Consider the following 13,751-nt stretch of genomic DNA (forward strand, 5'->3'; position numbering starts at 1 on the left):
TCGGCGCGGCCCAAGGTTCAGGTTGAGAGGATGTGACGCGGTTCAGAACTTCACGTTCAGGCGCGCGAACAGCTTGTTGTCGTTGTAGTCGTCCTGATAGACCCCCGCATATCCGACCTCGACGTTGGTGCGGTCGTTGGCCTGGATGTTGACGCCCAGACCAGTCAGCAGTGCGTCCTGACCGATGTTGGCGCCTGCGACCTGGAAGATCGGACCATCAGCGAATTTGGCGCGGAATTCCGGGCCGTCGTCGTTGAAGTCATGGCTCCAGGCCAGGTGGGTGACCGCCGTCAGCGTCGGACGACCCGCGCCTTGCGACAGGATGGTCTCGGTGCGGAAACCAGCGGTGACCAGATCCGCGACCTGCTCGACGCGACCCGACAGGGCCGCATCGCCGCCCACCTCAGCCACATCCGCATGATAGTCGACGCGGGTGTAGTTGGCGTAGGGCTCGATGGTGCTGGCGCCGAATGACGCGCGCCAGGCGATCTCGCCATAAGCCTGCCAGCCCTTGCCGTCGTAGTGACCGGTCAGCTGGTTGCTGAACTGGTTCAACGCGGCCGTGCGGTTGGTGCGCAGATTGGCGTCGATCCACGATCCGCCGACGCGCAAGGCGAAGGCCCCGGCGTTCATGCCGCCATAAAGGCCGATGTGCTGGTTACGTGCGGTGCCGCTGGAACGCAGGCTGTTGGCCGTGATCTCCGTGCGGGTTTCACCGACCGCCAGACCCAGGTGGGCGCGGCCGGACCATGCCTTCTCCAGACCGGCCAGATAGCCGGTGGAGTCAGAGCGATAGCCCGCCAGTTCGTTGTCGCCGTCGAACTCGCCATTGCCGAAGACGCCTGAAGCCCAGGCGTTGACGCCGCGGCCCTCGGTTTCATTGGCAGGCGCACCACGTCCGCGCTGCAGCATGGCGTCGCGGATGTACCGGCTGTCCGACACGGCGACACCACCCAGAGAGGCGTGAACCTCGCCCGTAAAGCTGCTCAGCGCTGCCGCCACATTGGCCACGCTGCCGTCCAGGATCGCATTCTCAAGCGTCAGATCGCCCGTGGTGTTCTGGGCCGTCATCACGTCCAGAGCGCCCCCGACAGCCCGCTCATTCGGCGTCTTGCCGACCGACGAAATCAGCACATCGTTGCGCAACAGGGTCAGGACGACCGTATTGTCGGTGTACGTCAGCTTTGGCGTAAGGAAGGCCAGGTCGCTGGTGGAGCCTGCGAAGGCGCCCGTCACGCCGCTGTCGGCGGTAACGATGTTCAGGCGCGTGCGCAGATTCCAGGTGCCCTGGTCAGCCTTCAGAATGACGTTGCCGCCATTCAGGATGGCCTCGCCGCCGACCTTCAGCTTGGAATAGGCCGTGCCGTTGACGGCCGAACGCACCCACAGGAACGAGTCCGGGTTGAAGGTGGCGTCGCCGGTGACCGTCAGGGTGCCGAACGGGTTGGCGGCATTGCCCGGCGCCACGACGCCGCCTGCATCTGCGGTCAGATTCGCCAGGGTGCCCGTGCCGCCGATGATGCCGACATCCGCCACCGTCGTGTCCGAGCGAAGGATCGCGCCGTTGACCGTGAGCAATCCGCCCTCGACCCGGGTCACGCCCGTGTAGTCGATATTGCCGGTCAGGACGAGTTCGCCCCCGCCCTTCTTGACCAGGCCGCCGATGTCGTCGGGGAAGTCCGCCAGAACTTCAGCCGAATAACGATCGCGCGCATCGCCGATGTCATTCGTCCAGACGTCCACCGTGCCGACGTTGACGGTTACGTCACGCACGGCGCGCAACGCGGTCGGCCCGCCCAACGCCACATCCATCTGCGGCGCGCCCCAACCGGACTTCAGATCCACGCCGGGCGTATCCAGATCTTTCGAACTGGACAGAAGGATGTCGGTGATCAGGGCCGTATTGTACTCGGGGAAGGCTTCCATGAGCACTGCGGCGAAACCTGAGATGTTCGGCGCAGCCATTGAGGTGCCCGTATAGGCTTCGTAGCCTGGGCCCGTGAAGTTGACGAAAGTGTCCAGTCGGCGAAGGAATTCGTCGTTAGCCTTGGTCAGAATATCACGCGAGAAATCTTCGCTCAGCAAGGCGACGTTGTTGGCGTTCGAAAGAATATTCCCCATCAGCGAGGTCACGCCATCCGGCGTATTGATCAGTGCGCCGGCGACGAAAGTCACCGCCACCAGTTCGTCCACCACCCGTTTACGCGCAGCCTGCTCATCGAACGGCTGCCCCAACCGCGCCGCGAGCGCCTTTTGGTTGAGGTAGGTGTTCAGGGCGTTCAACACGCGAGTCTGCGCCGCCGCATTCAATTGAGCGACAGTGCGTGCGTTATAGAGTGTGGAGAAAGAGGCTACCGGGAAGGCCGCCAGTAGAGCGGGAATATTGTATTCATATCCTGGCACGGAGGAAATGATGTCCGCGCCAGGCCCGGCGACACAGTACGTCGCGGTGCGGCCGCACAGGCTGGATGATGGGTCCGGCAGCAGGCTTTCGTTATAGTTGACGACCGAGAGCCAGTTCGACCTTAGTTCCGGCGCGGCCAGGGGAATCACTGCTGTAGCCCCCGCGTGCACGCCGCCGCCATTGCCCGCCGAGAATACGACCAGGACATCATTCTTCAGAATCGGATCGAAAAAGTCTTCGTAGTCGTCGCCGAGATTAGCTAGGACCGTCTGAAGCGACGCATCGAATCGAACGCTGGTCTGCGACCCCCAGCTATTGTTGATGATCCGTACCTTGCCGGTTTCCGCCAGGTCGATGATATTGTCATACGACGTCTGAATGTATTTTCCGTCGATGATGGCGTCACGCCACCAGAGGAAGTCACCTGCCGCGAAGTTGGCGGTGGCGGCATAAATATTGGCGCCATACGCGTTGCCGAACATCAGGCCATCGGTTGTCCGGTTCCCTGCGGCGGTGCCGGCGACGTGAGTTCCATGCCCTTCCCACGGGCGGCGCGGGTTGATGGCGCCGTCGTTGCCGTAATCGGATGGAACTTCAGTATGCAGCCCGGTAATCTTCCCCGCCGTCTGGAACAGCGGGTGATTCATGTAGATCCCGGCGTCGTTAATGCCGATGGTCTGGCCCTTGCCGCTCAGGCCGCGTGCATAGGCATGCTCCAAACCCAGGAAGCGTTTGGAATAGTCAACGGAGAACTGGGCGTCTGCGCGCCAGGACTCAATAGCAGCCGTATAGTCAGCGGTGCGGCTGCCATCCGCCATATAGTAAAGCTCGCCAGTCGGCGTCGGCGCCGGTGTTGACTGGGCGTGAGCGTTACCCGCCCCTGCGCCAAGCAGCACTGTAGTCGCTGCTGCCGCTAGTAGCAGAGTTCTGGTGGTGTACGTCATAGCCCCTCGCAAACAATGTAATGCCAAATGCGTCAGCCTTGGGAACAAGTGCGACGCAAATGTGTCTGATCAAAGTGAAATTACGTAAAGGCGCCTGTCAACCCTAACCTAAGTATGATGGCATTATGCGATAGACTTGTTTCGTTAACGCAGGACCGCTTGCAATAGCTACGCTGCGCCGATTTGCGTATTTTTACTGGGTAGCCATGCCGCAGCTATGCCATTTCGGGGCAAAAATTGCCCCAATGACGCCTTGTGAAGCTCGCTTCTGAGCAAATATATTTGGCACAGGAACGGTTCACTAAGTGTTCGGGCGGGAGGCGCGAAATTTCGCCGCACGCATCCAGTTGTCACCTGTTACGTGCTTGGCCTAGAAATGTTGGGGGCGTCTGGTCGCAAACTCAGACTGTATCGCCTGTGACATATTGCCCAAGCAAACCCAAAACCAACGCGCAGGCGCCCTCCTCTGGCTCAGTTTCAGAAGGGGGCCTATGAAGCTTTGCAGGGCTTGTCGGCCGGTCACTAGGCGCGACGTGCATCTAGATTGTTGCAATCTTATCCGGCTAAAGCCGTGGCGCGCCCTGCAGGACTCGAACCTGCAACATCCCGCTTAGAAGGCGGGTGCTCTATCCGGTTGAGCTAAGGGCGCCTGACGCGGAGTGCCGGGCGTTTAGTGCGTCCAGGACTGCTTGCGGTTGGTGGCGAAGTTGTCGGCGTAAGCCTTGATGATCAGCGGCGGCTCGTTCGGCTCGTGCAGGCGGAACGGGATGCCGTGGCGCTCGGCGTAGGCGACGGCCTCTTCTTTCGAATCGAAGCTGAGGCGAACCTGGCTCTTCATGTCGCTGGAGCTGGTCCAGCCCATCAGGGGGTCGATCGTGCGGGCCGAGGCGGGCTCGAAGTCCAGACGCCAGTCGCGGCTCTTGGCCTTGCCGGACTGCATTGCGGTCTTGGCAGGACGATAGATGCGAGCGAGCATGGCGAAATCCTCAGCAAAGGCGGTCTTGCGACCTGCCATAACGCGCGCTGGATGGATAATCCAGCGGCCTTCCGTTGGTCGGGGCGAGAGGATTCGAACCTCCGACCCTCTGGTCCCAAACCAGATGCGCTACCAGGCTGCGCTACACCCCGGACCGAACGGAGCGCTCTATTGGCACTTCGCGACGTGATCCGCAATCAGGGTTTGAAATAAGAATGCACGACCTTGTCGCCCGGCTTGGCGCCGATCTCGGCGGCGCGCCCGGCCCGCAGCTCCAATACCCCGTTGGCAGGCCCGTTTGACGGGATGGGCGCCTCTGAGAACGGCGTGGCGTGGGCCGCGATCGAGACGATTTTCCCCTGTGGATCAATATAGATGATGTCCAGCGAACTGGGCGTATTGCGCATCCAGAAGCTTTGCTCGCGCGCCGGTTCGCCCGGCCATTCGAACAACATGCCCCGGTCGTCCTCAAGCGGAGGGCGGAACATCAGGCCCCGCTGACGCTTGGGTTCGGTGTCGGCGATCTCGACCCAGAACTGGTGTTCGCCGCTGGCCGTGACGATCGACAGGCGTTCAGTGGGATCGCCATTCGGCCCCACGGGCCCCTTGGCCGCACAGCCCATCAGGCCCAGCGCCAGAACGCCGGTGAGCAGGAAACGTCTTGTTGCGCCGATCATGCGCCCTCCCAAGGGCGGTAAAATCAGCCGCCCGTTCTGATGTCCGCGACCACCAGCCCCTTGGGGCCATCGGCGAATCGCACCTGAACCGTGTCGCCGGGAACCAGTTCGTCCAGACCGCAGCGACGCAGGGTTTCGATGTGGACGAAGATATCGCCCGCCTCGCCGTTGCGCACGACGAATCCGTACCCCTTGGTGCGATTGAACCATTTGACGACCGCAGGCTCCAGCGAGCCGCCGACCGGCGGAGCGGAATCGGCGACGGCCGCGGGTGCAGGTTTTCGGGCAGCGACGAGCGGCGCGCCCTCCCCCAGGTGGTGGATCTCCACCGCCTGCCAGCCTTTAAGCCGTTTGACGCAGTCGCAGGTGATCGGCGCGCCCTCATCGGCGTTTTCGCGACCGCTGTCCCGCAGGCTGCTGACATGAAGGAGCACATCGCGCAGTTCGGTCAGCGTCGGATCGTCCGGCACGATGAAGCCGTAGCCCTTCGTGGGATCAAACCATTTTACGCGCCCGACGACACGAACGGTCTCCGCCGTTTCCATCACTGGGTATTCAGACAAGATATTAGCCCCCGCCCGTTCCTCTTACGGGTTCGCGGCCATTTAACACCGTTCCGCGAATCTTTGAAAAGCCGAAAATGCGTCTAATCCGTGTGTCCGCACACGGAATACGCGCAACCGTTGTGAAAGAGTGAGGTTTCGCGTGGAAATACAGTGGCCTGGAGGCGCAACTGAAACCGCCCGCGTGGCAGTCCCTAGGGGAGTCGAACCCCTCTTTTCAGGTTGAAAACCTGACGTCCTAACCGATAGACGAAGGGACCGCTGCGCGGGAGAGCGGGCGATATAGCCGCGCCTTCCGGATGGCGCAAGCATGTTTTCCAGTTTTTTCGAAGCCAGCGGTTTCCGAGGCTTAGCCCTGGATCATGCGCGGATCGGACACGTCCTCAATCTCGAACTGAACACCGCGCCGACCATTCCAGTCGTCGGCTTTTAGCCGCCCGACAATGCTCAAGCCCCCCTGCCCTGACAGCAGCGCCTGTCCGCCCGGCAGATCGGCGCAGCGCCAGGCGATGGCGCGTACAGAACTGCCGTCGGGGCCGACCAGACGGCACCGGATATGGCCGCCGTTCATCTGCACGGGTTCGCGCGCCTGCACCCCGGTCAGGGCGAAGACGGGCTCGGGGTTGGCGGGACCGAAGGGCGCGAGCTGCTCGAAGGATTCGAACAGGGCGCGGTTTGCGCCCGCCGGTTCGATCAGGGCGTCGATCTCCAGCCAGTCCTGCGCCACCGCCTCGATCCGCTCATGGGCCAGCCGATCGTGGAGGAAGGCGGTCAGTTCCCCCAGACGCGCGCTGTCGACCGTCAGCCCCGCCGCCATGGCGTGACCGCCGCCCGCCAGAAGAACGCCTTCCTCCCAGGCCGCCTGAATGGCCCGGCCCAGGTTCATGCCCGGCTGCGAACGGCCCGACCCCTTGCCCAGGCCCGTTACAGGATCGACGCCGACGACGATGACGGGCTTGCGCCAGCGTTCGCGCAGGCGTCCGGCGACGATGCCGACCACGCCGGGATGCCAGTCGTCGCCCGCCACAATGACCACAGCCGATTCGTCGGCATGGGCGCCGGTCGCCTCGACCTTGCGCACGGCGGCGTCGGTGACGGCCTTTTCCACATCCCGGCGCGACAGGTTCAGCGCGTCCAACTCGATGGCCAGACGTTCGGCCTCAGCCGGATCATCAGTGGACAGCAGCCGCGCGCCCAGATCAGAGCGGCCGATGCGTCCGCCCGCATTGATGCGCGGCCCCAGGATGAAGCCTGCGTGATTGCTCTTGGCCGGCCCCTGCTCCGCGCCGGCTGCCGCCAGCAGAGCGCGCAGGCCAGGGTTCTTCCAGTCGCTCATGACCTTCAGGCCCAGACCCGTCAGGGCGCGGTTGAAACCGGTCAGGCCGGTCACGTCGCAGATGGCGCCCAGCGCAGCCAGATCCAGCCACTGGCGTATGTCGGGCTCAGGCCGATCGGCGAACAGGCCGCGCTTGCGACCCTCGCGGTTCAGGGCGGCCAGCAGGACGAAGACCACGCCCGCCGCAGCCAGATTGCCCTGGCCTGAGTTGCAGCCGGGGCGGTTCGGGTTGACGACCGCCAGCGCCTTGGGCGGTTCGTGGCGCATCAGGTGGTGGTCGATGACCACGACATTCAGGCCGATGCTGTCGGCGTGGGCCAAGGCCTCGTTCGCCGCCGCGCCGCAGTCGACCGTAACGACCAGATCAGCGCCCGACGCCTTCAGGGTATCGAAGGCCGCAGCACTGGGGCCGTACCCTTCCTTGATCCGGTCCGGGACATAGATGGGCAGTTCAGCGCCGACCGAACGGAACCAGCGCACCAGCAGAGCTGCGCTGGAGGCGCCGTCCACATCATAGTCGGCGAAGACATGGATGCTGGCCTTGGCCTGCAGCGCATCCAGAATGGCGTCGGCGGCGGCGTCCATGTCCATGAAGCTGGATGGATCGGGAAACAGGGCGCGCAGGGTCGGGGTCAGAAAGTCGGCGCCCTGATCGGCGCCAACGCCGCGCGAGGCCAGGGCGCGGGCCAGCGGCTCTTCCAGTCCCAGGCCCTGCATATGGGCGCGGGTGGTCGTGGCGTCAGCCGGTCGCTGTCGCCAGGCACGACCCGAAAGGGAGCGCGAGACGCCCAGAAATGCGTTCAGGGTTTGAGAGCCGCTATCGTCCGCCATCAGCGCATCATCGCGGGATTCTGCGTTCCCGGCGAGATTTATGGGTTCGGGCGACGGTCGATGGGCGGCGGCGCCTTGGCCCGGTCGCGCAGGGATTGGGCCAGGGCCTCGATGTCATCAGCGGTCTGAAGCGAATCAGGCGAGGTCGGAACGGCTCCGACCTGGGCGCGCGTGCGGGCGGCCAGGGCCTCGGCGTCGTCCAGCGTCCATTCGATCCGCGACACTTCGCCGCCAAGAGCCGCGCCCTTGCCTTCCAGAGAACGCACGTTCGCTGCGATCTGGGTCGGCGGCGGCAGGTCCTGCGGCGTGGTCGGGAAGTCAGTCCAGCGCGGATAGTGACGGTTGGCGTCAACCAGGGCGGCGATGCGCGGAGCCAGGGGGCCGTTCGGATCCGTTTTCGCGCTGAAGGCCGCCCCACAGCCGCTCAAGGCCAGCCCGCCGCCCAGAACCGTCAGGGCGACAAGGTGAAGCTTGGTCTTTTTGCAAAACAGCGCGTTCATGTCAGGACAGGTCTTATGCCATCATCGCCTTGGGCGGAAGGGCGACGACCGTGAACCGCTGACAGGAAACGCGAAGGGCATCCATGGCCAAGTCCCCGCAGACGCCGACTGAACCCGCGGCACGCGCCCCCAGAAAGGCGGGACGGCCTACATCCGCCAAGCCTCGCCCGCCCAAGGCGTCAAAGCCTGCGCCGATAGAAGAACCCGTCCCCGCAGCACCTGAGCCTGCACCTGAACCGGCCATCGCCGCCTTCCCCGGCGCCGAGCAGGCGCAGCTGATTGAAACCCTGTCGATGAACCTGGCCAAGGCGGCGATGATGGCCCAGAGCGCCATCGCCGAGGCCGCGCTGAGCCAGGCCGACCGCCCCGCCGCCCTGTCCGCCGACCCGTTCAATGTCGCCCCGGCCATGAGTTCGGTCATGACCAGTCTGGCGGCCCGCCCCGAAAAACTGTTCCACGCCCAGGCCGATCTGTTCGGCCGCTATATGGAGTTGTGGGCCTCAACCGCGCGTCAGGCGGGCGGTGAGGCGCCGACGCCCGCCCCCGCCGACAAACGGTTCAAAGACCCCGCCTGGTCCGAGAACCCCATGTTCGACATGATGCGTCGGTCCTACCTGCTGACCTCGGACTGGATGAACAGCCTGATCGCGGGCGTGGAGGACATTGATCCCACGCTGAAACGCCGCGCCCAGTTCTTCACCCGCCTGCTGACCGACGCCTTCTCTCCATCGAACTTCCTGGCCTCCAACCCGGTCGCGCTTAAGGCGCTGGCGGAGACCAGCGGCGAATCCCTGGTGAAGGGAATGCAGAACTTCGCCGCCGACCTGGAGCGCGGCGGCGGCTCGCTGCGGATCAGTCAGGCCGATTATGGCAAGTTCGTCGTGGGCGAGAATGTCGCCACGGCCCCCGGTCAGGTGGTCTGGCGCGATGAACTGTTCGAACTGATTCAGTACGCGGCGGAAGGCGAGACGCAGCACGCGATCCCGTTGCTGATCTTCCCGCCGTGGATCAACAAGTTCTACATCATGGACCTGCAGCCCGGGAATTCGCTGATCCGCTGGCTGTCGGCGCAGGGGTTCACGGTCTTCGTCTGCTCGTGGGTCAATCCTGATCTGGACAAGGCTGGGTTCGGCTTTGACGACTATCTGCAGAAGGGCATCTACCGCGCCGTCGAAAAGACGCTGGAGCAGGCAGGCGCGGAACAGCTGAACGCCGTCGGATACTGCATCGGCGGCACCCTGTTGGGCGCGGCGCTGGCGCATATGGCGGCAAATGGCGACAAGCGCGTCGCCGCCGCCACCTTCTTCGCCGCCCAGCATGACTTCAAGGAGGCGGGCGACCTGCTGCTGTTCACCGACGAGCACTGGCTGAACGAGATCGAACGCCAAATGGATGCGGCGGGCGGGGTCCTGCCCGGCGCCGTCATGGCCGAGACCTTCAACGCCCTGCGGTCCAACGACCTGATCTGGTCCTTCTTCATCAGCAATTATCTGCTGGGCAAGGACCCGCCCGCCTTTGACCTGCTGTTCTGGAACGCGGACCAGACCCGTATGCCCAAGGCGCTGCACATGGCCTATCTGCGCCAGATGTATGGGGCCAACGCCCTGGCCCAGGGCGCCTTCCAGATCGGCGGGCTGACGGCGGACCTGTCGCAGGTGTCGATCCCGCTCTATTTCCAGGCCAGCCGCGAGGACCATATCGCGCCGATGAACTCGGTCTATCGTTCGGCCCGGCTGTTCGGCGGCAAGGACGTGACCTTCACATTGGCCGGGTCAGGCCATATCGCCGGGGTCATCAACGCACCTGTCGCCAGGAAATACCAACACTGGATCAACGACCAACTGCCGGAAACCCTGGCGGAATGGCAGGCGGGCGCCGTAGAGCATCCGGGCAGCTGGTGGGAACACTGGGCCGGTTGGCTGCATGAACGCTCTGGTCCGCAGATTCCGGCGCGCGATCCCGCCAAGGGACCGCTGAAGCCCATCGAACCGGCGCCGGGCAGCTATGTGAAAGTGAAGTCTTGAATCGTCTCGAACCGAACACCCTGCTGGCGATCAGCACCGCCGTCGCCCTCGCCCTTCTGATCATGACCGCCAGCGTCTTCGGCGTGCCGGGCGCCGCGCTGAAATACGTCATCATCGCGGTGATCTGTTCGGTTCTGTTCGTGTCCCTGAACGGCTGGATGGCCCGGCTGATGAAGCGCCCGGCTCCCTTGCCGCTGATCCTCGCCGACGCGCCGTCGACGGCGGCCTGGGCCAGCCTGTTTCCGCTTCTGGTCATCATCGCCGCCGCGATTCCGGTCTTCTTCTCCGGCCACGATTACGGTCTGCTGATCCTTTTCGCCTCGATCTGGTTTGCGGTGACGGTCGATTCCGCCATCCGCGCCAATCGTCGTGGCTAGGCGGCCATGAATTTCAACGCCACGCCGTTGTTGCAGTAGCGCAGGCCGGTCGGCCGGGGGCCGTCGTCGAAGACGTGCCCCTGATGGCCCAGACAGCGGCCGCAGTGGTATTCGGTGCGTGGAATGCCGATGGCCAGATCGCCCTGTCGCCCGATATTGGCGGCGATGACGTCATAGAAACTGGGCCAGCCGGTGTGGGAATCGAACTTCCACGTCGAACGGAACAGCGGCAGGTCGCAGCCCTTGCAGACGAAGGTTCCGGGCCGATGCTCGTCGTTCAGCGGGCTGGTGAAGGGCGTTTCGGTTCCTTGACGCCGCATCACCCGCCACGAGGCGTCGCCCAGCCGTCGTCGCCAGTCCGCGTCCGACACGCGGCGATAGGGAGAGGCGGCGTATTCCCCCTGCCCGGCCTCCGAGGTTTCGGGAGCGCAGGAGGACAGGGCGAGCGCGCCGGCGCCCATCAGAAGGCCCCGGCGATGCAGGATCAGGGACTGGGTCATGACACCCATACGACGGGCGCCATGAAATGGTTTCAGGCCGCCCGATCACATGATCAGATCAGGCCGGTCGCCTCGTCCAGACCCAGCATGATGTTCAGGTTCTGCACCGCAGCGCCCGACGCGCCCTTGCCCAGATTGTCCAGCAGGGCGACCAGCCGCGCCTGTTCGCCGTCGCGGGCGCCGAAGACGTGCAGACGCAGGCGATTGGTGCCGTTCAGGGCCTCTGGCTCAATGCCTGTCATGGCTTCGGTCTCGTCCAGATCGGCGACTTCGACGAACTGCTGGCCCTCATAGGCTTCGACCAGGGCGCCGTGAATGCGTTCGACCGACGGGGTTTCCGGTAAGGCGCCCAGATGCAGCGGAACCTCGACCAACATGCCCTGGCGATAGTTGCCGACCGCAGGGGTGAACAACACGTCGTTGCTCAGACCCGTATGCCTGGTCATCTCCGGCACATGCTTGTGTTTCAGCGACAGGCCATAGGCGCGATAGGAGGTGGCGGCGCCGGGGGCTTCGAACTCGGCGATCATGGCCTTGCCGCCGCCGGAATAGCCCGACACCGCATTGACCGTGACCGGATAGTTGGCAGGCAGCAGCCCCGCCTTCACCAGCGGGCGCACCAAACCGATGAAGCCGGTCGGATAGCAGCCGGGGTTCGACACGAACTGCGAACGCGCGATCAGGTCGCGCTGGCCTGTATCCATTTCGGGGAAACCATACGCCCAGCCCGGCGCGACCCGATAGGCGGTCGAGGCGTCGATCACCTTGACCGACGGGTTCTCGACCATGGCCACGGCCTCGCGCGCCGCATCGTCGGGCAGGCACAGGATCACCGCGTCAGCGCTGTTCAGGGCTTCGCGGCGTGCATCGACATCGCGGCGTCGGTCGCCCAGCAACAGCAGCTCCAGATCCGGGCGGGCTTCCAGCCGCTCACGGATTTCCAGGCCTGTCGTTCCGGCTTCGCCGTCGATGAAGATGGTGTGGGTCAACTACTCAATCCTTCGGCCCGGTCGTCGCCGGCGCGCTTTCACTAATGACGTTGGACTGTGTGAACAATCGGGCAAGCCACGCTGCGCCGTTTCCCAGTGTCACGCCTGCAAAACATATGATCAGCAATACCAGAGGCACAACGACGACGCCGCCGATCCCATTGCCATCAATGCTCATGCCGAGGAGCTTGATCGACACTGAGTGTCTCTGAATGGGAACTCGCTTCGTGTTCTTGAACATCGGGCACATCTCCGCATTAGCGAAATCAGCAAGCGCTCCGATGGGGGTATGGGGGGACGATTGCGGCCCTTGGTCAACGAGAAAATTTCGCACGAGGTGCTCTCTCGAAAATCGATCTTAGGGCGCGCAGCTGAGTTGAGCTTTTGAGCCCAGTTTCACGGGAGGGTTCGAATCCCAGTTTGCTCGTCACGTCTCCGTGACTACCCAGATTGAACCAAAGAAAAAGGGCGCTCCGGGTCTCCCCGAAGCGCCCCAAATCCAAACCGCGTGAACGCGATTAGCGCTTCGAGAACTGGAAGCTGCGGCGTGCCTTGGCGCGGCCGTACTTCTTACGCTCGACGACGCGGCTGTCGCGGGTCAGGAAGCCGTGCGGCTTCAGAACCTTGCGCAGTTCCGGTTCGAAATGCGTCAGGGCGTGCGAAAGGCCGTGGCGGATAGCGCCAGCCTGGCCCGACAGGCCCGAACCTTCGACGGTGCAGACCACGTCGTATTGCGTGGCGCGGTCCGAGACGGTCAGCGGTTGAGCGATCATCATGCGCAGCACGGGACGAGCGAAATATTGCTCCTGGTCCTTGCCGTTGATGGTGATCTTGCCGGTGCCGGGCTTAACCCAGACGCGGGCGATGGCGTTCTTACGCTTGCCGGTCGAATAGGCGCGACCCTGTGCGTCCAGCTTCTGAACGTAAACGGGGGCGTCGTTCTCGACCGAAGAGCTCAGGCCCTTCAGGGCGTCGAAGCCGGTGGCGGTGTCTTGCGTCGCGTCAGTCATGCTCAGGCGCTCCGGGTGTTCTTGGCGGACGCCGACTTGAAGTCGATCGTTTCCGGTTGCTGGGCTTCATGCTCGTGTTGGCTGCCTGCGAACAGACGCAGGTGCGTCAGTTGCTTGCGGGCCAGCGGGCTTTCCTTGGGCAGCATGCGCTCAACAGCCTTTTCGAGCACGCGCTCGGGGAAGCGGCCGTTCAGGACCTTCTCGGGGGTCGTCGACTTGACGCCGCCCGGGTGACCGGTGTGGCGATAGTAAACCTTGTCGGTGTTCTTCTTGCCGGTGAACACCACCTTGTCGACGTTGGTGACGACGACGTAGTCGCCGCAGTCAACGTGCGGGGTGTAGTCGCCGCGGTGCTTGCCGCGCAGACGGTTGGCGATGAAGGTCGCGAGACGGCCCACGACGACGCCTTCGGCATCGATGTGGATCCATTTCTTCTCGACCTCGGCCGGCTTCAACGAAGCCGTAGTGCTCTTCAGCATGAGGGGGTTCCTGGAGACGAAAATCGGGTCCGGCCCCCGAAGGAACCGAATGAAGGCGCGCTGATACAGGAGGTGTTCAGCAGCGTCAACGTCGGTTTGTCTGTCTATTTAATGCCATCATATTGAAAATACGAAACATTT

Annotated in this window: 13 protein-coding genes and 3 tRNA genes; 2 read left to right on the forward strand and 14 right to left on the reverse strand. The window is 63.7% G+C overall.

The window, feature by feature from the left end; translation table 11 throughout:
• Positions 1-42 precede the first annotated feature (42 nt).
• The 9 genes from JKF87_RS03570 to JKF87_RS03610 form a co-directional block, all read right to left on the reverse strand.
• The gene (locus tag JKF87_RS03570; protein ID WP_236261104.1) at positions 43-3,348 is read right to left on the reverse strand and encodes an autotransporter domain-containing protein; all 3,306 of its coding nucleotides are present in this window, start codon (positions 3,346-3,348) and stop codon (positions 43-45) included.
• A 572-nt stretch (positions 3,349-3,920) separates the two neighbouring features.
• A tRNA-Arg gene (locus tag JKF87_RS03575) sits at positions 3,921-3,997 on the reverse strand.
• Between the two features lie 21 nt (positions 3,998-4,018).
• Complete coding sequence (locus tag JKF87_RS03580; RefSeq protein WP_201097377.1) at positions 4,019-4,324, reverse strand: ETC complex I subunit; 306 nt, start codon at positions 4,322-4,324, stop codon at positions 4,019-4,021.
• A gap of 75 nt (positions 4,325-4,399) precedes the next feature.
• Positions 4,400-4,476: transfer RNA gene (locus JKF87_RS03585), tRNA-Pro, on the reverse strand.
• A gap of 45 nt (positions 4,477-4,521) precedes the next feature.
• Positions 4,522-5,001: a DUF192 domain-containing protein gene (locus JKF87_RS03590; RefSeq protein WP_201097379.1), complete on the reverse strand. Its 480-nt coding sequence runs from the start codon at positions 4,999-5,001 to the stop codon at positions 4,522-4,524.
• Positions 5,002-5,024: 23 nt separating this feature from the next.
• Complete coding sequence (locus JKF87_RS03595; RefSeq protein WP_201098165.1) at positions 5,025-5,546, reverse strand: cold-shock protein; 522 nt, start codon at positions 5,544-5,546, stop codon at positions 5,025-5,027.
• 203 nt (positions 5,547-5,749) lie between these two features.
• Positions 5,750-5,824: transfer RNA gene (locus JKF87_RS03600), tRNA-Glu, on the reverse strand.
• A gap of 89 nt (positions 5,825-5,913) precedes the next feature.
• A complete protein-coding gene (recJ, locus tag JKF87_RS03605; protein WP_201097381.1) occupies positions 5,914-7,731 on the reverse strand; it encodes a single-stranded-DNA-specific exonuclease RecJ in 1,818 nt (605 codons plus the stop codon).
• Positions 7,732-7,769: 38 nt separating this feature from the next.
• Positions 7,770-8,231: a hypothetical protein gene (locus JKF87_RS03610; protein WP_236261105.1), complete on the reverse strand. Its 462-nt coding sequence runs from the start codon at positions 8,229-8,231 to the stop codon at positions 7,770-7,772.
• Between the two features lie 83 nt (positions 8,232-8,314).
• Between JKF87_RS03610 and phaC the strand changes: the two genes are divergently transcribed.
• A complete protein-coding gene (phaC, locus tag JKF87_RS03615; protein ID WP_201097383.1) occupies positions 8,315-10,255 on the forward strand; it encodes a class I poly(R)-hydroxyalkanoic acid synthase in 1,941 nt (646 codons plus the stop codon).
• The gene (locus tag JKF87_RS03620; RefSeq protein ID WP_201097385.1) at positions 10,252-10,632 is read left to right on the forward strand and encodes a hypothetical protein; all 381 of its coding nucleotides are present in this window, start codon (positions 10,252-10,254) and stop codon (positions 10,630-10,632) included. Before phaC ends, JKF87_RS03620 begins: the two co-directional genes overlap by 4 nt.
• Here the strand turns inward: JKF87_RS03620 and msrB are convergent.
• From msrB to rplM, 5 genes are all read right to left on the reverse strand, one after another.
• Positions 10,629-11,132 (reverse strand): peptide-methionine (R)-S-oxide reductase MsrB, encoded by a 504-nt coding sequence (gene msrB / locus JKF87_RS03625; RefSeq protein ID WP_201097387.1) that lies wholly within the window; start codon positions 11,130-11,132, stop codon positions 10,629-10,631. The genes JKF87_RS03620 and msrB overlap by 4 nt on opposite strands.
• Before the next feature lie 53 nt (positions 11,133-11,185).
• Complete coding sequence (gene argC, locus JKF87_RS03630; protein WP_201097388.1) at positions 11,186-12,121, reverse strand: N-acetyl-gamma-glutamyl-phosphate reductase; 936 nt, start codon at positions 12,119-12,121, stop codon at positions 11,186-11,188.
• 4 nt (positions 12,122-12,125) lie between these two features.
• Positions 12,126-12,320 carry a hypothetical protein gene (locus JKF87_RS03635; protein WP_201097389.1) on the reverse strand — a complete coding sequence of 65 codons (195 nt, stop codon included), beginning with the start codon at positions 12,318-12,320 and terminating at the stop codon, positions 12,126-12,128.
• A 319-nt stretch (positions 12,321-12,639) separates the two neighbouring features.
• Positions 12,640-13,131: a 30S ribosomal protein S9 gene (rpsI, locus tag JKF87_RS03640; protein WP_201097390.1), complete on the reverse strand. Its 492-nt coding sequence runs from the start codon at positions 13,129-13,131 to the stop codon at positions 12,640-12,642.
• A 2-nt stretch (positions 13,132-13,133) separates the two neighbouring features.
• A complete protein-coding gene (gene rplM, locus JKF87_RS03645) occupies positions 13,134-13,607 on the reverse strand; it encodes a 50S ribosomal protein L13 (protein WP_201098169.1) in 474 nt (157 codons plus the stop codon).
• Positions 13,608-13,751: the final 144 nt, after the last annotated feature.

The sequence above is a fragment of the Brevundimonas nasdae genome (assembly GCF_016654005.1).
In the GTDB taxonomy this organism is placed as follows: Bacteria; Pseudomonadota; Alphaproteobacteria; order Caulobacterales; family Caulobacteraceae; genus Brevundimonas; species Brevundimonas nasdae.